The sequence below is a fragment of the Roseofilum reptotaenium CS-1145 genome (assembly GCF_028330985.1).
GTDB lineage: Bacteria > Cyanobacteriota > Cyanobacteriia > Cyanobacteriales > Desertifilaceae > Roseofilum > Roseofilum reptotaenium.
Genome location: NZ_JAQMUE010000081.1, coordinates 41,147 through 62,735, shown reverse-complemented (window position 1 = coordinate 62,735; position 21,589 = coordinate 41,147). Strand labels below are relative to the sequence as shown.

At 45.2% G+C, this 21,589-nt stretch carries 20 protein-coding genes and 1 pseudogene; 13 read left to right on the top strand and 8 right to left on the bottom strand.

Annotated features, from left to right (window positions below; all coding sequences use genetic code 11):
• Window positions 1-183: 183 nt before the first annotated feature.
• The gene (locus PN466_RS17180; RefSeq protein WP_271941476.1) at window positions 184-1,191 is read right to left on the bottom strand and encodes a hypothetical protein; all 1,008 of its coding nucleotides are present in this window, start codon (window positions 1,189-1,191) and stop codon (window positions 184-186) included.
• 149 nt (window positions 1,192-1,340) lie between these two features.
• Between PN466_RS17180 and PN466_RS17175 the strand changes: the two genes are divergently transcribed.
• The 5 genes from PN466_RS17175 to PN466_RS17155 all read left to right on the top strand — a co-directional run bounded on the left by PN466_RS17175 (window position 1,341) and on the right by PN466_RS17155 (window position 4,248).
• Window positions 1,341-1,877: a hypothetical protein gene (locus PN466_RS17175; RefSeq protein ID WP_271941473.1), complete on the top strand. Its 537-nt coding sequence runs from the start codon at window positions 1,341-1,343 to the stop codon at window positions 1,875-1,877.
• 62 nt (window positions 1,878-1,939) lie between these two features.
• Window positions 1,940-2,413: a hydrogenase maturation protease gene (locus PN466_RS17170; RefSeq protein ID WP_271941471.1), complete on the top strand. Its 474-nt coding sequence runs from the start codon at window positions 1,940-1,942 to the stop codon at window positions 2,411-2,413.
• Between the two features lie 27 nt (window positions 2,414-2,440).
• Window positions 2,441-2,782: a hydrogenase maturation nickel metallochaperone HypA gene (gene hypA / locus PN466_RS17165; RefSeq protein WP_271941469.1), complete on the top strand. Its 342-nt coding sequence runs from the start codon at window positions 2,441-2,443 to the stop codon at window positions 2,780-2,782.
• Window positions 2,783-2,786: 4 nt separating this feature from the next.
• On the top strand, window positions 2,787-3,581 hold the full coding sequence (hypB, locus tag PN466_RS17160; RefSeq protein WP_271941467.1) for a hydrogenase nickel incorporation protein HypB: 795 nt from the start codon (window positions 2,787-2,789) through the stop codon (window positions 3,579-3,581).
• A gap of 52 nt (window positions 3,582-3,633) precedes the next feature.
• Window positions 3,634-4,248, top strand: a complete 615-nt coding sequence (locus PN466_RS17155) for a CP12 domain-containing protein (protein WP_271941466.1) — start codon at window positions 3,634-3,636, stop codon at window positions 4,246-4,248.
• Between the two features lie 83 nt (window positions 4,249-4,331).
• Here the strand turns inward: PN466_RS17155 and PN466_RS17150 are convergent, their stop codons facing one another.
• Window positions 4,332-4,787: a hypothetical protein gene (locus tag PN466_RS17150; protein WP_271941463.1), complete on the bottom strand. Its 456-nt coding sequence runs from the start codon at window positions 4,785-4,787 to the stop codon at window positions 4,332-4,334.
• Window positions 4,759-5,127 (bottom strand): PIN domain-containing protein, encoded by a 369-nt coding sequence (locus tag PN466_RS17145; RefSeq protein WP_271941460.1) that lies wholly within the window; start codon window positions 5,125-5,127, stop codon window positions 4,759-4,761. The genes PN466_RS17150 and PN466_RS17145 overlap by 29 nt, the downstream gene beginning before the upstream one ends.
• 236 nt (window positions 5,128-5,363) lie before the next feature.
• Between PN466_RS17145 and PN466_RS17140 the strand changes: the two genes are divergently transcribed.
• Window positions 5,364-6,950: a cation:proton antiporter gene (locus PN466_RS17140; RefSeq protein WP_271941457.1), complete on the top strand. Its 1,587-nt coding sequence runs from the start codon at window positions 5,364-5,366 to the stop codon at window positions 6,948-6,950.
• Window positions 6,951-7,029: 79 nt separating this feature from the next.
• Here PN466_RS17140 and PN466_RS17135 read toward each other — a convergent pair whose 3' ends face one another.
• Complete coding sequence (locus PN466_RS17135; RefSeq protein ID WP_271941453.1) at window positions 7,030-7,683, bottom strand: tetratricopeptide repeat protein; 654 nt, start codon at window positions 7,681-7,683, stop codon at window positions 7,030-7,032.
• 275 nt (window positions 7,684-7,958) lie between these two features.
• On the opposite strand from PN466_RS17135, the gene hpsJ-B reads away from it, so the two are divergent.
• From hpsJ-B to ftsY, 7 genes are all read left to right on the top strand, one after another.
• Window positions 7,959-8,756: a hormogonium polysaccharide biosynthesis protein HpsJ gene (gene hpsJ-B, locus PN466_RS17130; RefSeq protein ID WP_271941451.1), complete on the top strand. Its 798-nt coding sequence runs from the start codon at window positions 7,959-7,961 to the stop codon at window positions 8,754-8,756.
• A gap of 292 nt (window positions 8,757-9,048) precedes the next feature.
• Entirely contained in the window at window positions 9,049-9,948 is a 900-nt protein-coding gene (locus tag PN466_RS17125) for a glycosyltransferase family 2 protein (RefSeq protein WP_271941487.1), read from the top strand.
• Window positions 9,949-10,298: 350 nt separating this feature from the next.
• The gene (locus PN466_RS17120) at window positions 10,299-11,063 is read left to right on the top strand and encodes a DUF502 domain-containing protein (protein ID WP_271941448.1); all 765 of its coding nucleotides are present in this window, start codon (window positions 10,299-10,301) and stop codon (window positions 11,061-11,063) included.
• 33 nt (window positions 11,064-11,096) lie between these two features.
• Window positions 11,097-11,717, top strand: a complete 621-nt coding sequence (gene nusB / locus PN466_RS17115; RefSeq protein ID WP_271941445.1) for a transcription antitermination factor NusB — start codon at window positions 11,097-11,099, stop codon at window positions 11,715-11,717.
• 304 nt (window positions 11,718-12,021) lie between these two features.
• On the top strand, window positions 12,022-12,777 hold the full coding sequence (locus PN466_RS17110) for a biliverdin-producing heme oxygenase (RefSeq protein WP_271941442.1): 756 nt from the start codon (window positions 12,022-12,024) through the stop codon (window positions 12,775-12,777).
• A gap of 83 nt (window positions 12,778-12,860) precedes the next feature.
• A complete protein-coding gene (gene hemN / locus PN466_RS17105; RefSeq protein ID WP_271941439.1) occupies window positions 12,861-14,261 on the top strand; it encodes an oxygen-independent coproporphyrinogen III oxidase in 1,401 nt (466 codons plus the stop codon).
• A 198-nt stretch (window positions 14,262-14,459) separates the two neighbouring features.
• A complete protein-coding gene (gene ftsY / locus PN466_RS17100; protein ID WP_271941436.1) occupies window positions 14,460-16,010 on the top strand; it encodes a signal recognition particle-docking protein FtsY in 1,551 nt (516 codons plus the stop codon).
• A gap of 229 nt (window positions 16,011-16,239) precedes the next feature.
• Here the strand turns inward: ftsY and PN466_RS17095 are convergent, their stop codons facing one another.
• From PN466_RS17095 to PN466_RS17080, 4 genes and pseudogenes are all read right to left on the bottom strand, one after another.
• Window positions 16,240-17,118, bottom strand: a complete 879-nt coding sequence (locus PN466_RS17095) for an IS982 family transposase (RefSeq protein ID WP_271941435.1) — start codon at window positions 17,116-17,118, stop codon at window positions 16,240-16,242.
• A 127-nt stretch (window positions 17,119-17,245) separates the two neighbouring features.
• Window positions 17,246-17,833 (bottom strand): annotated as a pseudogene (locus PN466_RS17090) (Uma2 family endonuclease).
• Between the two features lie 9 nt (window positions 17,834-17,842).
• Complete coding sequence (locus PN466_RS17085) at window positions 17,843-18,865, bottom strand: hypothetical protein (protein WP_271941434.1); 1,023 nt, start codon at window positions 18,863-18,865, stop codon at window positions 17,843-17,845.
• A 38-nt stretch (window positions 18,866-18,903) separates the two neighbouring features.
• Window positions 18,904-21,561, bottom strand: a complete 2,658-nt coding sequence (locus PN466_RS17080; RefSeq protein ID WP_390890025.1) for a DUF3536 domain-containing protein — start codon at window positions 21,559-21,561, stop codon at window positions 18,904-18,906.
• Window positions 21,562-21,589: the final 28 nt, after the last annotated feature.

Genomic DNA, 21,589 nt, shown 5'->3' with positions numbered 1-21,589 from the left:
CTGGGCCCTCTTTTGCTTGATGGTAGGCTACGCCCAGGGACTCTCTACTCTGGTGGGGGACTATCTTAAGGAGTCGGGGCATTGCTTTGCTTGGACACTCTTCATTTATATCGTAACTTATTCATCGGACTTGATATTACCCATTACCGCGCGTTTCATGTCCGCGAAGTGGAAAGCGCCGTATTACTCCTCAACTGTGGGAGAAAGAATCATTAATTGATTGCCGTAGATGCTTTTTTGAATGGCCACGACGCGGGGACTTTTAGCGATTTCTTCTTTTCCTGGAGTTGTGGGTAAGAGATAAATCCAGCCATCTCGCTCTAGGAGCAAACGCCAAACCCGTGTGGGCTTTTCTGGATTGTAGACTAGGGTATCTTCTCTATTAATAAAATGTTTAAATGCTTCCTTATCGCCAAAAAACCTAAAGCCTTCTATAGGTAGATTATTATTGGCTGGATCGTCGAGTTGCCGTCCCAAGGGAATTTGCTCGTCTGGCACAATAAAGGTGACCACGGGTAAAGTGGAATTGATGCCCATATCCCGTTGAGCATCCTGAATGGCTTGGGTACGCGCTAAATGGAAGAGGATAATCAATACCCAAGCCACAATCACGGTTTCATCAACTAAGGAACGCAAGACTTTTACTGCGTCAAATGTGAGGGGATTAAAGTGAATCAGAGAGCGGAATAATTGATTCAAGGCTTGGAAAATCTTAGACAGAACTTTGACCGTTTTATGGTAGAGTTCAGATTGTTCTTCTGGCAAACTGTAAGCATTGATGGCGCTCGGATCGGGTGAATAGGGAAAACTGGGAACTCGATCGCTAAGTTTTGCAAAGGTTTTGAAGAGATGGGCAGAGAAAATTTGGCTGATTTTATCCCATTGTTCGATATTCTTTAATCCGGAAATGAACCATAACGTGACATGAATTGCGGCTACCATTAACATTATGGCAATTACAGCACGGATAATGGCGCTAGTGTCGCCTAAAATCACCTGAATGGGAACAATGAAAAAGGATTCAATGGAAAAATCTAGGGTTGTCAGTTCTAAATGAAACTGGAAAAAATAGACCCAGCGATAGATCCAACCGGTGAAAAATAGGGAGGGACCGAGTAAACCAATTAAACTGGCAAATCCTCGTAAAATGCTGGGTTCATTCCCGGATTCGGGAGGAGAAGAGGAAGGCACAATAGTAGGTGAAAGTTGGCTATACTAATCTAATACCATTTCTCTTTAAGCCTGCCATTAATCGATCCTTGGGGGGCAAGGGGCTTCAGCCCCTTGTTCAGCGCATCTTCATAGAGAAATGGTATAAGCAGCGTTGTGTGTATTTTACCATGATAAAGACGTGGATTAAACTGGCAACCCTGACCCTAGGGGCGATCGCCTGCATAACCCTCCCCAACCTCTCTTTATTCGCATCCTCTCCACAAACGGTTACTCCCACTCTCCTGAAGCAAACAAACGCTACAGACTCTTCTCTGTTGGTTTCCCTCCCCACAACAGCGATCGTTTCTTTAACGAATTCAAACCAGCGATCGGGGCGTATTATTGAAGTGAATGAGCAAATCCTGTTGCTACAACGAGGTCGGGATGAGCCTGAAGAGATTGAATGGAGTAATATCGACTACATTCAATTTGAAGATGGGGCGATCGCCTACCTGCGTACCGGTAAAGAGGTTTATCGTAGCTCTTTGCCCGATCCCACCGACATTTTACCCGATATTCCCACTAACGCTCTCCAAATCAGCGATCGCGAACAAGGTCATTTAATGATTAATTTAAAGTTAAGTTCTCTGTCATCAGACCTGATTGCAGGGTATTTAAGAAAACTAGCAAGACTTGGGATACATTGTGGAACACATAAAATATGATCGCTAAACCAACACCGTTACGATTCAAGCCACAACTGATCCCATAACCCCATGACGGTTAAATGGTAATGATTTCCCCATCCCATCCCTCACCCACAGTCCTAGTTATCGGCTATGGTAACCTTCTACGAGGTGATGATGGCATTGGGCAAACGGTAGCGATGAGGGTAGAACAGTGGGAATGGGTGAATGTGCGATCGCGTGCTGTCCATCAGCTTATGCCAGAGTTAGCCCAAGAATTATCCGAAGTCCAGTTAGCTATTTTTGTTGATGCTGCCCTATCCGGAGACGATGTAACCCGATCCAAACTTGAACCAGTGCCAGAACAAGGATTACCTTGGGGACATTCCCTCAGCCCTCCTCGCTTACTTTCCCTGTGCCAATGGTTATATCAAACTGTACCCCAAGCCTGGATAATTAGCGTCCCTGGGGTAGACTTTTCCGACAGCGATCGTCTCTCCCCCCTGGCACAACAGCGCGTTGAAATTGCCCTCAACCACATCACCCACCTGATCCAAAATCATCACACTCTTTGATTTTTAAGGTTTAATTTTTAATTGACTATGCACGAAGTTAGTATCATGGAAGAAACCCTAAAACTTGCCCTCAACCACGCTCAAAACCAAGGGGCAAAACAAATTCATCGGATTAAACTCAACGTGGGAGAACTCTCCGGTGTTGTTCCAGAAGCTTTAAACTTTGCGTTTGATGTCGTGACTCAAAATACAATTGCTCAGAGTGCTACACTAGAAATCGAAACCATACCGGTTGAATGTTACTGTTCCAATTGTCAGGAAAACTTCTATCCCAGTGACATCATTCATATCTGTCCCCACTGTGGACAACTAAGCCGGGAAGTTCGTCAAGGGAAAGAATTAGAGTTAGCATCCTTGGAGGTTTCTTAAATCCATGTGTACTGATTGTGGTTGTGCTGTAACCCCTGGAAAAGTTGAGATTCATAGCCATTCTCATCCCCCCCATGATCATCATCATGATCATGCCCACGATCATCATCACGGCGATCGTGCCCATACCCATACCCTACCGGTTCACCAAGCCATTTTAGCCAAAAATGACCGCCTCGCTGAACGCAACCGAGGCTATTTTTTAGCCAAAGGGCTGTTAGTTTTGAATATCCTTTCTTCTCCAGGTTCTGGCAAAACAACCCTGATTCAACGCACCCTCTCGGATCTGGGAAAACGACTCCCCGCAGGGGTGATCGTGGGAGATTTAGCCACTGATAATGATGCTCAAAGATTACGGGAAACCGGCGCACCTGTCGTGCAAATTACCACCGGCAGTATCTGCCATTTAGAAGCCGATATGATTGCCCAGGCGATCGCCGAAATTCCCCTTGACCTATTACAGCTTTTGATCATAGAAAACGTCGGCAATTTGGTTTGTCCCGCTGCCTACGATCTCGGCGAAACCTTGCGCATAGCCCTACTTTCCACCACAGAAGGAGAAGATAAGCCCCTTAAATATCCTACCCTGTTTAAGAGTGCTGATGTCATTTTGCTCAACAAAATTGACATTGCTGAAGTCGTTGGATTCGATCGCGAAATTGCCCTCAAAAACCTTCAGCAAGTCGCCCCACAAGCCCAAGTTTTTGAAATATCTGCCCGCAGTGGTTTTGGTCTCGAACAGTGGTATGGTTATTTAGAGGAACAAATTAACCCAATTGCTCCCCAATTAGTACATTGATAATCTCCAATCTTAACTCGATTGTAAACAGAGACTTGAAAGAGGAAAAAACATGTTAAAAGCATCAGATATCATGACCAAAGATGTGGTGATGATTGGCGGTTTAGCCACAGTAGAGGAAGCCGTTAAACTCATGCGAGCAAAGAACATTCGTTCGCTCATCGTTAAACGCCGTCATGAGCAAGATAGCTATGGGATTGTAACTGAAAGTGACGTAGTTTATAAAGTCACTGCCTATGGAACTGACCCTAAAACAGTCCGGGTTTATGAAATTATGACCAAACCCTGTGTGGTAATCAATCCCGATTTAGGTGTTGAATATGTCGCCCGGTTATTTGCGAATTTACAACTGCATCGCGCTCCCGTAATTAGTGGCGAAGTCATGGGCATTATTTCGATTACCGATATTCTCAATCGCGGTGATTTTCTCGAAAAACCCAAAGCCGTCACCCTACAAGAAGAAATTGAAAAGGCACTTACTGAAGCACGGGCAATTTGTAAAGAGAAAGGTCCCAACTCCCGTGAATGTGCGGTTGCTTGGGATATTGTCGAAGAGCTAGAAGCCGAAGCGGCTCACCAGCAAGCCCAGAAAATCACCAAAACCAAGTTTGAGCAATACTGTGAAGAACATCCCGATGCTATAGAAGCGCGGATGTACGATACTTAAACTTTGGGAAACGAATCCCTCTCCCACCCGAGAGGGATTAAATAATCTGTATTAGAGATAGAGAAGGCGATCGCATTTTTGTGTTAACTTTCCTGAGTTCCCCTAAACTCCGATACTATGGTCAACTCAGCTTCTAACTCATTATCAGAATTATTCACAAATCCAATTAGTATATTAACTCCGAAAGGGAGAGGAGCATCATCTTTTTTTTGTCCTACTTTTTGACTTTCTAAAATTGCTTCTTTTTTATCTCTTGCGGCTAATATAAATGTCATTTCATCTAACTCTGCACCTTGGAAGTTATAGAGTGGTTTCATCTGTATATAACCCTTCAAATCAGACCCAATAAAATCTATGTTAATAACTTGGTTTTTGATTTGAAAACCTAAAACCTGACCTGTATGCTTATCTACAACACCATACTCTAGAAGAAGTTCTGTATTTTTTTCAACTAAACAACCTATGTACTCATTTTTGAGCCAAGAATACACGGCTTGATATTCAATAGCTTCAAATACCGATTCTCGCTTTCGAGTCAATACTAGAATAATATTTTAATGAATCTTTAATAGATTCATCAGACTTTAAATTATTTAAAGACTTATTCAAGTTCTTCAAAAACGAATTATAACCTGAAAATGTCTTTTTTGTCTGTTGGACAACCCGTATACGGTTATCTTGGAATTCCAGGGCAACTTGATAAGGAATCCAGAGTTGATCGGATAATTTTTCTAAAACTGAAAAAAACTGCTTCCTTGTCTCTTCTGAGTAGCGATACAGATTGAGCAAAACATTGGTATCTAGGATAAAAATTGCTGATTGCCAGATTTCCTTGAATTCTTTCTGGCTAGGGCAATAACTCGGAAATAAATCTTTCATTTGACTCATATAAGAAAAAGCTGTAATCTCACACACATTACGTTCACTATGATACATTAAGGGTTTGTACTACGGGCTTCTTCCCCATAACCCTTACTCCAGCTAAAAAGTACACCTGACTCGAAAACTATCTAAGCATTGGAAAAAGTCGGTACAAACGGATTGACCCTAGCAAACTCCCCAAGGGTCGGATACAATAACCCTGACTTGAGCCAGAGCATTTGGAGTAACTGACCATGCTGATAGCGACTGTAGCAGAAGAACAGGGAGCGATCGCCGCTAACCTCCAGCAATTTCTCCTTGTCCTCTCCGTTTCCCTCAGCGTTGCCACCTTACCCCAAATCGTTCCTTGGTTTCGCCAGATCCCCTACACCCTTCTGCTGGTAATTGTTGGACTTGGACTGGCTCTCGTCGATGTGCGGTTGGTTAATCTCTCCCCTGAGCTGATCCTCTCCATTTTCCTCCCTCCCCTGCTCTTTGAAGCCGCTTGGAATCTAAAATGGTCAGGGCTGAAAAAAAATATTGTTCCCATTAGCCTCTTTGCCATCCTCGGCGTAGCTATTTCCGTGGTGGGAATTGGTTTGGGAGTCAATCAACTCACCGGTTTACCCCTAGCCACGGCTCTGCTTTTAGGTGCAAGTCTCTCGGCAACCGATCCCGTTTCTGTGGTTGCTCTATTCCGGGAATTAGGCGCTCCCAAACGCTTGAGTGTAGTGATGGAAGGGGAAAGCCTGTTTAATGATGGGGTGGCGGTAGTGGCTTTTAGTTTGCTTGTCGGTATTCCCCTAGGCATAGAAGAATTTAACTGGCAAGCAAGTATTGTTCATTTTGCCGTCTTTGTCGGTTTAGGATTGGGTATTGGTGGGCTAATTGGCTTTGGCATTTCCTATCTTACCCAGCGCTTTGATTTACCCTTAGTCGAACAATCCTTAACCCTGATTTCCGCCTATGGAACCTACATTTTAATTGAAGAAGCCGGCGGATCGGGGGTCATTGGCGTGGTTACTGTAGGCTTAATTTTAGGTAACTTTGGCTCCCGTATTGGCATGAATCCCCGCACCCGCGTCATTGTCAGTGAATTTTGGGAATTTTTAGCCTTTTTTGTGAACTCCATTGTTTTCCTCTTGATTGGAGATCAGATGCAATTCTCTAGTCTGATGGAAAATTTAGATGAGATTCTCATTACCATCGCTGCCATGATTGTTACGCGGGCGATCTCCATTTATGGCTTAGGCACATTGAGTAATTGGATAACTGAAGTCGATATTAATTGGAAAGAACAAACCGTACTCTGGTGGGGAGGGTTGCGTGGCTCCGTTTCTATCGCCCTAGCCCTCAGTTTACCCATTGCCCTAGAAGGACGGGATCAAATCAGCGCAACTGTCTTTGGTGTGGTTCTTTTTACCCTCTTAGTTCAAGGCTTAACCATCAAACCCCTCTTACAAGGCTTAAACCTCCTCGGTGATGAACCCCTAAAACGGCAATATTTAGAAGCCGTGGCTCGCCGAGTAGCACTGAATCGAGTCATGGAAACATTAACATCCGGCAAACAACGGCCGGAAATTGAGCCAGAATACTATCGCTATCAAGCTGCACTTGTGCAAGGAGAGTTAGAGCAGTTAGAGCGGAACATTCAAGAACTGCGCCAACAACATCCCCAAACGAGAGAATATGCTATTGAACAATTGCGGGAGGAACTTTTGGCGATCGAAGCAGATACCTATGCCGAGTTTATCAAAGCGGGACAACTCAATCAGGAACTTTCCCCCTACCTGGTCGATGTTTTCCAAGATAAGGGGGATGGAATAGGGAATAGGGAATAGGGAATGAGGAATGAGGAATGGGGGGACGCGGGGACACGGAGAAGATAGCTAACTGCCTACTGCCGACTGTCCCTCCTGCCTACTCCCCAATTTTCTCTTGCAAATCGGATAAAACCTGATCGATTAACTCAACCACCTCCGTTTGCCCCAAATCTGCATAGCGCTCCTGGGCAGCCTCAAGGGAGGTCATCGCCTCTTCCCATTTCTCTTGTTTGATATAGGCTACGGCAGAATTATGGTAGGACATGGGAGCATCTGGATTGAGGACAATCGCCTCCTCAAAAGCTGCGATCGCCTGATCGTACTTTTCCTGAGAGCCTAGGGCAATCCCCAAATTATTATAGGTCTCCCAATTCTGGGGATTAATCTCCAGGGCCCCCTGAAAAGCAACCACGGCTTCGTCAAATCGGCTATCATGACCTAGGGCAATGCCTAAATTAGAATAAATTTTCTCCGAATTGGGATAAATTTCCAATGCCTGTTGAAAGGCTTCCACCGCTTCGGAATAGTCCCCCAATTTCATCAACTCAATCCCTTGTTGATTATACTTTTGAGCCTCATCAAGGGCATCACTAGGGGTTTCCTCTTCATCATTAGGGATTTCCTCTTGAGTGATCAACAAGGGGGAAGAGAGGTGTGCAAGACTTGGCTGTCCCCAGAACCCCAATCCCAAGATTAAGAGAGTGATCGGAACATAGACGTTTGCCAAAATAGGAGTGAAACTAGAAATCATGAGACACCTGAAGCCATCTGAGGATAATTCATACAAGAGCGATCGCTTAAACTGTAATATATAGCGCTTTGCGCTGGTAATGGGTAATTCAGGAATGAGTCAACTGTTTTTGCTTTAACTAGCCCCCATTATCTTTTGCCTTTTGCCTAGCACGCAGCACTATACCAGTTCATCGGTTTTCGATGTTATCCTGGTTCTGGTCATCTTCGGCCAACGACTTCAGGGCATTTTCAAGGGTCTCTCAATATTCTGATCGTAAAACGTAACCATTTCATATGAAAGCAAGTAGCAACCCTATTTCTCCCTTAGCCTCCCGGTCACTGCAACTGGTGGGCTTAGTGATGATTGTCTCGTTTATTATTGATATTCTGATTATCGCTATTCCTCCTAACCTTCTGAGTCCTCAATGGAGACTCAATTTTACCAGTCAGTTAATTGACCGAGGAGTAATTCCCTTGGTTGGAGTTGCCCTACTCTTAGGGGGAATTTGGATCAAAGATTCAGAAGGGACAAGCGGCTCTAAACAGGGGATGTTGCGGTCAGCAGCCGTCTTAGTCTCTCTGATTTTAGGCATTGTTTATCTCTTAGTGGTTCCCCTACATAGCGTTGATACTGTGCGCAGTCGTAACCGTGCCCTGAGAAATTTGGAAGCACAAGCCCAACAAGCTGAACAACAATTGCAAGATCAATTGGACAATCCCCAATTTCAGGCGGGATTAGATCAACGTCGAGAACAGTTTAGGACTCAGATTAATACTTTAATTAGTAATGAGGAGCAATTTCAACAAGCTATAGAGCAAGCACCAGAAGGACAAGCTGAATTACTCCAACAGTTCAGGGATGATCCGAGTGCAATTGATAACTTCATCGATCAACAGGTAACTGCTCTCCCCGAACGGGCAAGAACTCAAATCGAGGAAGAAAAGATGCAACGGGAAGAAAGGGCCCAAGTGACTACGGTAAAATCGATGTCTCAATCGATGAATGGAGCCTTATTAGCCGTTGGGTATTTGGGCATTGGTTTGACCGGTGTACAACTCGGAGGTGGAGGACGCAAGAAGCGCCGTCGGTAAGATCCTTCTGTTTTGAGCGATCGCCAAACCTAGTGTACCGTTTCAGTGTAAGCGTAGCATGAGATGAAGATGGGGAAGGGCGTTAAGAGCGAGAGGATGGGGAAAATTTCACCCATACCATCAGAATCATAATGCCCGATTTGAGCTGTTTCAGTCCACTAGAATCCCACATGAGGGAGCGATCGCTTTTTGACCTTACCGAGATCTGTCGCAGTGCTCCACCCATAGTCTTCCGCTATGCGTGGAGGTGAAGCGACCTGCTCCTGAAGTTTTAGCTCTGATTGACTTGAAAATGTTCTCAATTTATATTCTCACCTATAACGAAGAACTGGATATTGGCCCTTGTATTGAATCTGCTCTAGTGTCGGATGATGTAATTGTGGTAGATTCGTTCAGTAGAGATCGCACTGTCGAAATTGCCCAACGTTATCCCGTTCGCGTTGTTGAGCATAAATTTGAAAGCCATGGCCGTCAACGCACTTGGATGCTCCAAGAAGTCCCTGCTAAACATCCTTGGATATATATCCTAGAAGCAGACGAGCGCATGACCCCTGAGTTATTTAACGAGTGCTTAGAGACGGTTAAATCAGCCGACAAAGTGGGTTACTATGTGGCAGAACGAGTGATGTTCATGAATCGTTGGATTCGCTACAGTACTCAGTATCCCCGGTATCAATTGCGACTCTTGTGTCCCGATCGAGTTTGGTTTAGCGATTATGGCCATACTGAACGAGAAGTGTGTGATGGCCCCACAGGATTTCTCAAAGAAACCTATCCTCACTATACCTGTAGTAAAGGTCTCAGTCGGTGGCTCGAAAAGCATAATCGCTATTCGACCGATGAAGCCGCCGAAACCATCCGTCAACTGGAAAAAGGGAAGGTCAACTGGGCTGAGTTAGTCTTTGGGAAAACCGAAGTCGCTAGACGACGAGCGCTTAAAGATCTCTCCTTGCGTCTACCCTTTCGCCCAGTTGTACGATTTTTCTATATGTATTTCATTTTAGGGGGATGTTGGGATGGTTCGCCCGGTTTGGCTTGGTGTACTCTACAAGCCTTTTATGAATATCTGATTTTATTGAAAACCTGGGAAATGCAATATTTACCCGTCCCTGAGTTAGATCCACAGACCTTAAAGCCACAGGAGAATTCTGCCCAGAATTCACAAGAGGAGGCAATAGGCAATAGGCAATAGTCATGGGTCGTTAAGTGGGTAGTGGATGGTTTCACCTAAAATAGTGCATTAGCTGCAATTGGTTGTAGGGCTTGAGCAATAAAATGTTCAGAGGGCTAAAGCCCTACAACGAAGGAAATCTAATTTAATGCATTAGATTTGGTTTGTAGTGAGGGCTTTCGCCCTCTCCAGCTAGGCTTTTAAGCACTCTTCGTGCTTACTACAAACAAAGCCCTATTTACGGATCGCCGATTACCGATTACCCATGACCGATTCCACAGATCGCCGACAAAGTGTTTTAAGATAGCCAATAGTGGGGATCATCCCTATTCCCTATTCCCTGTTCCCTGTTCCCTGAGTAGAGAATCTTTGTGTTCCAACGCTTGAAGCAAGATTTGAAGAATGATTTGATTGCTGGTTTGCTGGTGGTGATCCCATTGGCAACCACCATCTGGCTAACTATTACCATCGCCAGTTGGGTGGTCAATGTCCTCACCCAGATTCCTAAACAGGTGAACCCCTTTGATGGACTACATCCGATTTTGGTCTCTCTTCTCAATCTAGTCGTCGGACTTGCCGTTCCCTTACTCAGTATCCTGGTCATTGGTTTGATGGCTCGGAATATCGTCGGCCGCTGGTTGTTGGATGTGGGGGAGCGAATTGTACAGGCGATTCCTTTGGCTGGTTCGGTTTATAAAACCTTAAAGCAATTGTTGGAAACCCTACTCAGAGATTCTAAGGATAAGTTTCGGCGAGTCGTGTTAGTCGAATATCCTCGTGAGGGACTATGGTCAATGGGATTTGTTACTGGTCCGGTGAGTTCAGATTTACGCTCCAAGTTTCCAGAGCCGATGATTAATGTATTTATTCCCACTACACCAAATCCTACCACTGGATGGTATGCGATCGTTCCAGAGAAAGACGTGATTAATTTAGCAATCTCCATTGAAGATGCCTTTAAGGTGGTCGTCTCAGCCGGTATCGTTAACCCCACAATGGCACTACTTCCGCCAGCGGATGAGCAATCAGGATATACACTAGAGGATCGGAAGAAGTCTCAATTGACTGAGAATCCTGCTGAAAAACTTGGCCTAACGGTTTCTCTGACTCTTGAGGAATCTTCTAAAGTTGAGTAGTGTTAGAGGGCCAATCTTCGGCTTTTAAAAATTATGCAACCGCGCCAAATTGCTCGTGAACTTGCCTTGCTGAGTCTTTCCCAGTTTTCTAAGCGAAAGACTCCCGAAAACCTTGAATCGATGATCTTAGCCGCAGTGAAGACGTTGCAAACGGAAGCATCAGAGTCTTTAGAGATGGCATCGGCTCAGTTGGAGAGAGGAAATGATCGCCTGTTGAATAGCGAAACGGTGGCCCCCAATATTGCCAGCTCTAGAGCGATGCTCAAAGAGGCGGTTGAACTGACCCAAATGGCTATTAATCAATTGGGCGATGCAATGACGTTTCCCGAGAAAGTTCATTATTATCAAGAACAAACGGTTGTTCAAGATTATGCTTTAGAGTTAGTGAGTCGGGTCGTTCAAAATCACCAGGAATTGGACTCTATTTTATCTAAGGCGATGGTCAATTGGCAGTTAGAGCGCATTGCTCGTATCGATCGCGATATTCTCAGAATTGCAGTAGCAGAAATTTTGTACGTTAACCTGGATGAACGGATAGCCATTGATGAAGCGGTGAAGTTAGCCAAACGCTACAGTGGGGATCAGGAATATCGGTTTATTAATGGGGTGTTGCGTCGGGTGGTGACGTTACTCAAGGAAGAGCAGTCTAAGTAGGTATAGGTAAAGTCACTTCAGTTGAGGTTGGTACAGAATGCTCGATCAACAACGATGGTGTCTATAGAGGCGGAAAATTTTTCGCCTCTATAGCAGAGAAAGGAAGAGTTAGGACATTTTCTCTTGCCTATTGCCTCAAACCATAACCAAACTGTCCTAACCCACTGATTCTCTGCGATACTACTCGATGGCGATTTGTTAAGTTTTAATACGCTTTAGTTGCTCAAAATTATATATCGCTATACAGTAATTGAACTATTGAAATTAAACCAAAAAAGTAGTTGACTTTTACGAGATAGCAAAGATGAGTAACAATTTGGCAAGCCAACTTCGGGAAGGAACCAAACAATCCCATACCATGGCTGAAAACACAGCCTTTATGAAATGTTTTCTCAAAGGGATTGTGGAAAGAGAGCCTTTCCGCCTGTTAACCGCAGATTTGTATTTCCTCTACAGTGCCCTCGAAGAAGAAGTACAGCGCCACAAAGACCATCAAGCGATCGCTCCCATTTATTTCCCCGAACTAGAGCGCAAAGGGAAATTAGAGGAAGACTTAGCCTATTACTATGGGGAAGACTGGAAAGAACAAATCCAACCTTCACCCGAAGGCAAAAATTATGTTGACCGCATCCATGAAGTAGCTAATACCGAACCGGCACTTCTGGTTGCCCATTGTTACGTTCGCTATATGGGAGATCTCTCTGGCGGTCAGGCTTTAAGAAATATTGTTCGTTCAGCTTTAGAATTGCCTCCAGATAAGGGGACTGGACTCCATGAATTCGACCAAATTCCCACCGTCGAGGCCAGAAAGGCATTCAAGGCTAAGTACCGCGATGCTTTGAATTCACTCCCGGTTAATGATGCCCTAGCTCAAAAAATTGTTGATGAAGCCAACATTGCGTTTCGACTCAACCGCAATGTTGTCCATGAACTCGAACCAGCCGTAAAAGCAGCGATCGGCGATCATACCTTCGATTTACTCACCCGGCAAGATAAGCCCGGAAGTACAGAAAGAGCGCCCGGCACCAGTTCAGTGGAGTTAGTCTCCGCCGCTGAATAAGTATTGAGCAGGGGTGGCTTTAATCAATTATGCTTCTCCTGCTCCTAATGAAACTCAAATCACAAAATTATTAAGGTAAAGCGATGCAACTTCTGCCACAAACAACCGTAAAATTCGACTCAAATTTACTCAAAAAATACGATAAACCTCTACCTCGATATACCAGTTATCCTCCCGCTACAGAATTAAAACCCAATGTTGGCGATCTAGATTTTAGAACGGGTATCGCCGTGGGGAACCATAAAAAAACACCGATTTCCCTCTACTGTCATATTCCTTTTTGCCAAAGTCCCTGTTATTTTTGTGGCTGCAATACCATCATTACCAAGAGCCAAAAGAAAGTCGATCCTTATTTGGACTATGTTGCCCGCAATATTGAACAGGTTGCTTCCCTCATCGATCGAGAAAGAAAAGTTAATCAGCTCCACTGGGGAGGAGGAACTCCCAACTATTTAAATCTCAATCAAATTGAATTTTTATGGAATCAGTTTCAGCAACATTTTAGTTTTAGTGAAGATGCAGAAGTTTCTCTAGAAATCAATCCTCGATACATCGATCGCAATGCGATCTTGTTCTTAAAAAACTTAGGATTTAATCGAATTAGCTTTGGCATTCAGGATTTTAATCCTGAAGTTCAAGCCGCCATCAATCGCGTACAACCAGAGTCCATGCTCTTTGATGTGATGAGTTGGATTCGAGAAGCCGGCTTTGAGAGTGTGAATGTCGATCTGATTTATGGCCTGCCGTTTCAAACTCTAGAAACTTTTAAGGATACCATTGAGAAGACCCTAAAACTCGATCCCGATCGGATTGCGATCTTCAATTTTGCCTATGTTCCTTGGATGAAACCAGTTCAGAAAAAAATACCTGTAGATGCTCTACCAGAGCCATCGGAAAAACTCGATATCTTTAAAATGACCATTGAAGAATTAACGGAGGGAGGCTATGTGTTTATTGGCATGGATCATTTTGCCAAGCCTGATGATGAATTAACGATCGCTCAACAAGCCGGAGTCCTACACAGGAACTTTCAGGGGTACACAACAAAACCGGAGTCAGATTTATTTTCTTTTGGGATGACTTCCATTAGTATGCTCCACGATGTCTATATTCAGAATCATAAGCAGTTGCCAGACTACTATCAAGCTATTGATGCCGGTATTCTACCCATTGAAAGAGGCGTTAGCCTCGATCGCGACGACATCATCCGCAGGGCAGTCATTATGGAGTTCATGTGCCAATTTCAGGTTTGCCAACATGCGATCGAGGAAAAATATCACTTGCACTTCGATCTAGAATTCGATGAATATTTTGCCAGAGAAATTGCTGAACTGCGTGTCCTGGAAGCAGATGGATTAATTTGGTTCAATGGTGAGAAAATTGAGGTGACACCGACCGGTCGATTGCTAATCAGAAATATTGCCTCTATCTTTGATGCTCGTACCAGAAAACGGCAAATTACCAGTTTTTCTAGGGCAATTTAAAAATCGATAATCCGCTTCGCGCTAGGCAATAGGTTGTATGGCTTAGGGTCTAAGGGTTCAGTCCCCCTATTGCCGGATCGCAACGTAAAGCGCTGTACAGGGGGCGATCGCCAAACTGTACTTTTGGTGAATGCCCAATGATACACTGGTGATTGCGATCGCAATAGTCCCTTAGTCCTACAACCTGCACATAATCCTATGGTCTTTAATTGGTTTCGCCGCCAGTTTAATCGCTCTGAGTCTCCGGCTCCTTCCCCTGCACCTGAACCGCAACCAGAGCAACAGGAGCAAGCTGAACCAGAACAAACGGAAGAGGCTGTAGATTATCTGGCGTGGGCTAAGGCTGCTTATCAAAATATTCAACAACAAGAACAACAAGAAGTAGAACCCTCTTCTGAAGTAGAAGAGAAAGCAGAGGAACTTGAAGCAGACGTTACCCCTGAAGAAACGGAACCTGCTGTTGTCCCAGAAACTGTTGTTGAACCTTCAGAAACGGAACCTGTTGTTGAGAGTGCAACAGAAAGTGAACCGGAACCACCATCTGAGAGTGAACCGGAACCGGTTATGGAAACTGAACCCGAACCCGAACCTGTTGTTGAAAGTGAACCCGAACCCACTCCAGCACCTGTATCCTTCCTAGAACGAGCTAAAGCAGAGCGGGGAGCGCGGTTAGAAGAACTGAAAGAAAAGGCAGTCGAAGCGCCAGAACCAGAAGAAAAACGTCGTTCTCCAGCCCCTCAAGAATTGGATGAAGATTTCCTGTGGTCGGCTGAGGTTCTTGCTAAACAAGGCAGACGGCCGGATGAAGTGTCCTTAGAAGAGATTAATTGGTTACAACAACTGCGTCAGGGACTCGGGAAAACTCGGCGCGGATTAATTAACCAATTGAAGGCAGTTGTGGGTCAAGGGCCTCTCAATGAAGATGCAATTTTAGAAGTTGAATCGTTGTTATTACAGGCAGATGTAGGCGTTGAGGCCACCGATCGCATTATTGAACAATTACAAGCTAAACTGCGCGAAGAAAGTTTACCCCCAGAACAGGCGATCGCCTACTTAAAACAACTCCTCTGTGATATTTTGGACTATCCTGGTGGCAAAGCCTACGATACTACTTTTGCCCCGGAACAAGATGTCCTCAATATTTGGATGTTAACCGGAGTCAATGGCGTAGGCAAAACCACAACTATTGGTAAATTAGCACACTTAGCTAATAAATCTGACTATCAATGTTTAATTGGGGCAGCCGACACCTTCCGCGCTGCTGCCGTAGAACAAGTCAAAGTTTGGGGAGAGCGCACTGGAACAGATGTTATTGCTAATCCAGGTAAAAACACTGATCCAGCAGCGGTTGTTTATGATGCAATTACTGCCGCACAATCGAGAAATGTAGACCTGTTACTGGTCGATACTGCTGGACGATTGCAAAACAAGAAAAACTTAATGGACGAACTGAGCAAAATACGCCGCATCATCGATAAGAAAGCACCTGATGCCAAAGTAGAATCACTCTTAGTTTTAGACGCTACCCTAGGTCAAAATGGCTTACGTCAAGCCCAAGTGTTTGCCGAAGTTGCCCAGCTTAGTGGGGTTGTCTTAACTAAATTAGATGGTACAGCCAAAGGAGGCGTTGCCTTAGCGGTTTCCCAACAACTCGGTTTACCTATTCGCTTTATTGGTGCAGGAGAAGGAATTGAAGATTTACGCCCATTTTCCAGTTATGAATTTGTGGAAGCATTAATTAGTGGTTGACATTCCGCAGGATGTTTTTCGCGGCATTTTTATAGCGCTTTGCACTAGGAAATAGGAAATAGGAAATAGCGGGTATGGCTGAGTTTCTAAGGCTTCAAATTGAGATTTTCCTTAAGTGCACCTTCGCATGAAAAGTCTGAAAAATGGGCACTATAGCTTAAAAAAGGGTTTTCCCATTACCTATTACCCTTCTGCCGCGCGAAGCGCTGTAAGAAAACGTCAGTTTTGGTTAAGCGATCGTTGACAAGAGAGACTCTAAGTTGAGGGAAGGCTTTTTGGGTTGATGACAATAGGCAATTAATCCAGCCAAGAGATTAATGAGAAAGCTAACAGGACTACGATGACGGGTAGGTTCGATCTGAGAAATATTTTTGAGTTGATCGATGATTGTCTCAATGATACTTCGGTGACGGAGTAAAACCTTATCCCATAAGGGCATAAGCCGATTCTTCATCTTTTTCTTCAAGGGGGTAATCAGTTGTAAACCAGTAGCTTGCCAAAGTTGGTCAGTCAGTTTCCGGGAAATGTAGCCTTTGTCGCCAAAAAGCTTACCCGTCAAGCCCTGAACCAGTTTGGGAACTGGTTTTCGGTCATCAATATTACCCGGTGTAAGGGTGATATTGAGTAATTCTCCGAGATCGTTAACTACCAAATGTAGTTTGAAGCCAAAAAACCAGTCTACAGAGGTACGTCCTCGTGCTGCTTGACCCGAAAAAGTGCGATGTTGAGAAATGCGTCGATTGTGACAGACTTTGAGCTTAGTGGAATCGATAAAACTGATACCAGTAGAAGAGCCAAAGCAGTATTTCAGGTAAGCACACAGAGGTAGGAGAGATGAAGGGAGTAACTGTACAAAACGGCAATAGCTTACCCAACCGGGGAAATCCTTTTTCCAGTAAGGTTGAACCAGTTTTTGGTAGAAGTCTTTAAAGGTTCGATAGCCCATTTGATGAAAAGCGATAATAATTGTCATGCGTTCGCTTAAACTTAGACCAGATAAGCGATTTCGGGTTTTAAGACCGGCTGATAGGAGATGGGTATTCCACAGAGGTTCAAACGTTTGGCAGAAGTCATCGACATGACAAAAAAGTTCTTCTAGACTAAGCATGGAGCAATGGAGAGGTTTCTAGTTAGCACTTTTAGCCTACTCCCAAAGCTCCTCCGGAGCCATCGCACCCCGATCGCCGCCCCGATCGCCTGCTTAACCAAAACTGACGTTAAGAAAAATCGCCACATTACCAAATTGTGGATAAATCTAGGATAAAACCCGGTAAAATCAACTCTCCGGATACCATTTGGGGATTGTTCAAGATTTCGACTTCTTGCTGAGGGCGATACACTTCTACTTGTCGCTGTTTGCGATTAATTAACCAACCTAACTGCGCTCCATTGTCTATCTACTCGATCAGTTTCGCTTGAGTTTGCGATAAGGTATCGCTAGGAGACATCAGCTCGACCACAAAATCGGGGCATAAGGGCACAAATCGATCTTGTTCTTTCTCCGTTAAAGCATCCCAGCGCTCTAGTTTTACCCAAGAAGAATCGGGAGCGCGATTGGCTCCATTGGGCAGTTGAAAACAGCCCCTAGAATCAAAGACCTTACCCAGTTGAGTTTGCCGATTCCAAGCTTGCAATTGAAAAGTTAAATCGGCATTGCGTTCGCTGGTATTTCCTCCAGTTGGGGGCATTACAATTAACTCTCCCTGGGCCGTTTTCTCAAATTGCAAATTGTCGTTTTCGTGGCACAATTGCCAAAATTGCTCCTCTGTTAAATTGATTTTGAGAGCTAGTTGAGGAGGTAAAGAAATAATGGGGGTTTCCATATTCAGCCTCTAATTGGGATTGATCTCATAGGGATTGGAGTTGGGGACGGGATAGAGCGATCGCCTTTGAGGGTTCGGTACAGTTAAAGATGGAGTCGTCGGTTGAATCAAACCATATCCCCTGGGACGAATGGAGCCAGCGGGAGCAGTGAATTGAGTTTGAGGGGTGAAAGGATTAGAGGGAGTTGATTCAGGAGAGGTATCAACAAAAGGAGATAAGCGACTATAGCCAAAACTGCGAGTTTCTGAGACGGAGGACGAGGGTAGGTTTCCTGAACTGGAATTGCCATTGAGTGTTGTTTGTGGCGTGTTGTTTGGCAACGTAGTTTTGGGCAGTTGACGGGTTGAGGTTAAGTTTGACCCGAAAACTCTGGAACCATCAGTAGGTAAGTTCTGAGTCACTGATTCGACAATTTCCCCGGTGGTTGGGGTGAGAGAAGAGCTAAATGTTGGAGAGACAGAGAGAATTTCTTCGGGTTCAGGTTGAGCAGGTTTTTGACTCCAATAGGGAACCGAAGAAACCAGAGGATGGGAAGCAGACAGAGGACTTTTTTTCTCCTTGTTCCCAGATGGGGAGAAGTCCAAGGAAACGGGAGCGGATAAAGAAGGCGAGGAGAGTGTGTTAATTTCTTCGCCGATTTCCTCTAGGGATAGAGCCGCAATGATCTGTTGCAGTTCTGAGTCGCTTAACAGATCCGATTGAGTCGATGATGGCGATCCGGTGTCTCCATTTTCTTCGGGTTGAGCTAAAGAGGGTTGCACGGGATCTATGGTTTGCGCTCTTTCAAGAGTCTCTTTCAGATCATTGATATAAGGGGTAAGGGGACTCAGGAAAGTCTGAACATTGGTAGAAATATTCGTTCCCATCTGATTGAGGGTGTCTGGATTGGCGATCGGTTTCCAGAAAATGGCGATCGCCCCCGATAGGGGAATAAATACCCACCACAATCCCCCACGTCTCCATTTTATTCTCGATAACGGGGCCCATTTGGGGGTAGATGCAGTTTGGGTTCGGCGACGGGAACGTTTCATGATCGACTCTCCTTTGAGTTCCTCAAGGGGTTAGGGCATTACTCTAAGCGTTCTAACCAAACGCTAACATCAATGGCTAGGGTTTGGCCCAGACGCAGCAGGCGACGGCTTTGAGGCAAATCTAAGGTCATCTGCGATGAGGTATCCTCGCTCTCTAACGGGTCTTCCTCCTCCGAGCCATTTAAGGCTGAAGTCGAAATACCAAAACAGCGAGGAATAATCTTATTATGCAGATAACTAAAGTATAGCTCTTGACAGCGAGTTAAGCATAATCCTACCTGCAAACGACAGGAGAGGTCGATCAATCGTTCTAGTCGCTCCAGATGATGATTTAAGCTGGCAGGATCATTATTTTCCAGAACTTCCCAAAATCCCAGTAAGGTTAAGCGCTCTAGGATTTCTTGACCATCGGGAATAGTCAGATGGCAATGGAGAGATTCAGCTTCTTTGGCGATCGCCTCTAACTCTAGCAGCACACTCAATCCTTCGGGTGAAGCAAAATTATCGGGTTTCAGAGCATTCAACAGGCTAAAACAGCGCTGGGACAGGGCCATATTCGCTGCCACCTGTAGCTCCGCTGGTGGGGGCATATTGTCTCGATGAAATGCCCTTAACACGCCGTAATTATCCCGATACACTTGGGTATACAACTGATCCACGCGGGTTAAGGTTTCCTGGGTCAGAAGAGTCATGATCCGCAGGCGGTCTTCTGCAAATAGATCGTCTAAACTAAAGGTCTGGTCGCCAAACCACTCCGCCATCCCTAAAATCACATTAGCAGCACTCGCCTGTTGCAGAGCATGAAAGAGCGTTTCTTTAATCGATAAATAGGATCGGCGGTTAGAGAACGGCTGAACGCAACAATGGAAATCCCATCCTCCTAAATGCAAGAGAGCAAACACAAAATGTCCCCCTTCCCTCGTCACTTCAGAAGTAAGGTTAATTTCACCTACCGCTAAAGTTAGGGAACCCATGCGCTGAAGCTGATAATCCTGTTGTTCGACCCCATAGCAATATAAAGAAAAATCTTTGTCCAATGGACTCGACTGTTCCCTCGTTATAGATAAACCCTTATGGGAGGTGGGATAGCTATTAAACAGAGAACCAATCGCAAAATGGGCCACCACTTGTTCTAAGCTGACTTGCGCAGTCATCACATTTTTGTCATAAACCCCGGCTCCCGTTTGAAAAATGTCCACATTACTGGGAGCTTGGGCTAATTGATCGACAAACGCCGTTTCTAAATCCTGACCCGTTACTTCCCTGGCTAACTCGATCGCCCGACTGGCATATCGGAGAATTTGGGTTCCTTCGGGGCGGGAAATTTCTTCAAAGAACCAACCGCAACTGGTGAACATCAACAGAGCATGGCGTTGCATTTCCAGTAAGCGCAAGGCTTCGATCTGTTCGCTCGGTTCTAGGGGATGGGTTTGATGACGATTCAAAAAGCGATCGACTGTATCCCAACTGCGGTTATTAATGATTTCAACATACTCATCTCGCGCCTTCCAAGGGTCTTGGAACATTTCATAGCCCTGGGTTTCATAAATCTCTACCAACTGATCTCGCAAGTAGTTGAGGGAATCTCGTAGGGGTCTGCGCCATTTTTGATGCCATCCGCCCCCACTGCCACAACCGCAATCTTCTTGCCATCTGCCTACCCCATGGGAACAACTCCAAGCAGTGACGGGTTTGAGTTGCACCTCCCAAGTCGGGGGATGTTGGCTGAGATAGTGGCTAAAGTTGGTAATTTGCCATCCTCGGTCGGGAAACTCCCGTAAGAAGGCATAGGCCAGGGTTTTTTCAGTTCCCCCTTTGTGGTGACCAAAGGTTTCTCCATCAGTGGCAACGGAAATCAGTTGGTTGGGACGTTGATCTCCATGGATGGCATGGGCCAGGCGCTCGCTCAGGTCGTAAGAGCTACTCAGGGCATCGCTAAAGCCCATATCGCTGGAGATGGGACCATCGTAAAAGAAGATATCCAGATAGCGACCGTCGGCGATAAAACAGCGATAGGGCCGGGTGGGATCGATGCTGGAGTCTTCCACATCGTACCATTCGGGATCGGGGTTGTCTTCGGTGGCGATCGGGCGACAGGTTTGGGCTTGGGAGGGAGCCAGAATAGTAAATTTAATGCCCTCGTTTATGAGGGCTGCAACGGTTGGATAATCGATCGCTGTTTCCGCTAACCACATGCCTTCGGGATCCCGGCCAAACCGGGATTTGAAGTCCGCTTTTCCCCAGCGAATTTGGGTGTATTTATCCCGTTCATTGGCCAGGGGCATGATCGTGTGGTTGTACACTTGGGCGATCGCATTGCCATGACCGCCTAATCGCTGACAACTTTTGCTATCGGCTTCAATAATCCGTTGATAAACTTGGGTATCATAACGCTCTAACCAAGCCATTAAAGTCGGCCCAATATTGAAGCTCAGATACTCAAAATTATTGATAATCCCAATGATCTCGCCCTGGTCATTCAGAACTCTAGCAAAGGCATTGGGACGATAGCATTCATGATAGATCCGCTCATTCCAATTGTGGCAAGGGGCAGCACTCGGTTGGCGCTCAATCTCATTCAGATAAGGATTTTCACGCGGCGGTTGATAGAAGTGACCGTGAATCGTGACACAGACTCCAAGATTAACTTGATCCCCTTCTTTTTTCGGCAAAGAAACTTCAGGGATCGGTTGTATATTGGGGAAGACGGTTCCGTCTGTTAGG

Coding starts and splice junctions, on each gene's coding strand:
- PN466_RS17145 (WP_271941460.1), bottom strand. CDS start 5,127: ATGAAAGATTTATTTCCGAGTTATTGCCCTAGCCAGAAAGAATTCAAG.
- nusB (WP_271941445.1), top strand. CDS start 11,097: ATGCAACCGCGCCAAATTGCTCGTGAACTTGCCTTGCTGAGTCTTTCC.
- PN466_RS17085 (WP_271941434.1), bottom strand. CDS start 18,865: ATGAAACGTTCCCGTCGCCGAACCCAAACTGCATCTACCCCCAAATGG.
- PN466_RS17110 (WP_271941442.1), top strand. CDS start 12,022: ATGAGTAACAATTTGGCAAGCCAACTTCGGGAAGGAACCAAACAATCC.
- PN466_RS17135 (WP_271941453.1), bottom strand. CDS start 7,683: ATGATTTCTAGTTTCACTCCTATTTTGGCAAACGTCTATGTTCCGATC.
- PN466_RS17170 (WP_271941471.1), top strand. CDS start 1,940: ATGGTAATGATTTCCCCATCCCATCCCTCACCCACAGTCCTAGTTATC.
- PN466_RS17125 (WP_271941487.1), top strand. CDS start 9,049: ATGTTCTCAATTTATATTCTCACCTATAACGAAGAACTGGATATTGGC.
- ftsY (WP_271941436.1), top strand. CDS start 14,460: ATGGTCTTTAATTGGTTTCGCCGCCAGTTTAATCGCTCTGAGTCTCCG.
- PN466_RS17155 (WP_271941466.1), top strand. CDS start 3,634: ATGTTAAAAGCATCAGATATCATGACCAAAGATGTGGTGATGATTGGC.
- PN466_RS17095 (WP_271941435.1), bottom strand. CDS start 17,118: ATGCTTAGTCTAGAAGAACTTTTTTGTCATGTCGATGACTTCTGCCAA.
- PN466_RS17175 (WP_271941473.1), top strand. CDS start 1,341: ATGATAAAGACGTGGATTAAACTGGCAACCCTGACCCTAGGGGCGATC.
- hpsJ-B (WP_271941451.1), top strand. CDS start 7,959: ATGAAAGCAAGTAGCAACCCTATTTCTCCCTTAGCCTCCCGGTCACTG.
- hypA (WP_271941469.1), top strand. CDS start 2,441: ATGCACGAAGTTAGTATCATGGAAGAAACCCTAAAACTTGCCCTCAAC.
- hypB (WP_271941467.1), top strand. CDS start 2,787: ATGTGTACTGATTGTGGTTGTGCTGTAACCCCTGGAAAAGTTGAGATT.
- PN466_RS17140 (WP_271941457.1), top strand. CDS start 5,364: ATGCTGATAGCGACTGTAGCAGAAGAACAGGGAGCGATCGCCGCTAAC.
- hemN (WP_271941439.1), top strand. CDS start 12,861: ATGCAACTTCTGCCACAAACAACCGTAAAATTCGACTCAAATTTACTC.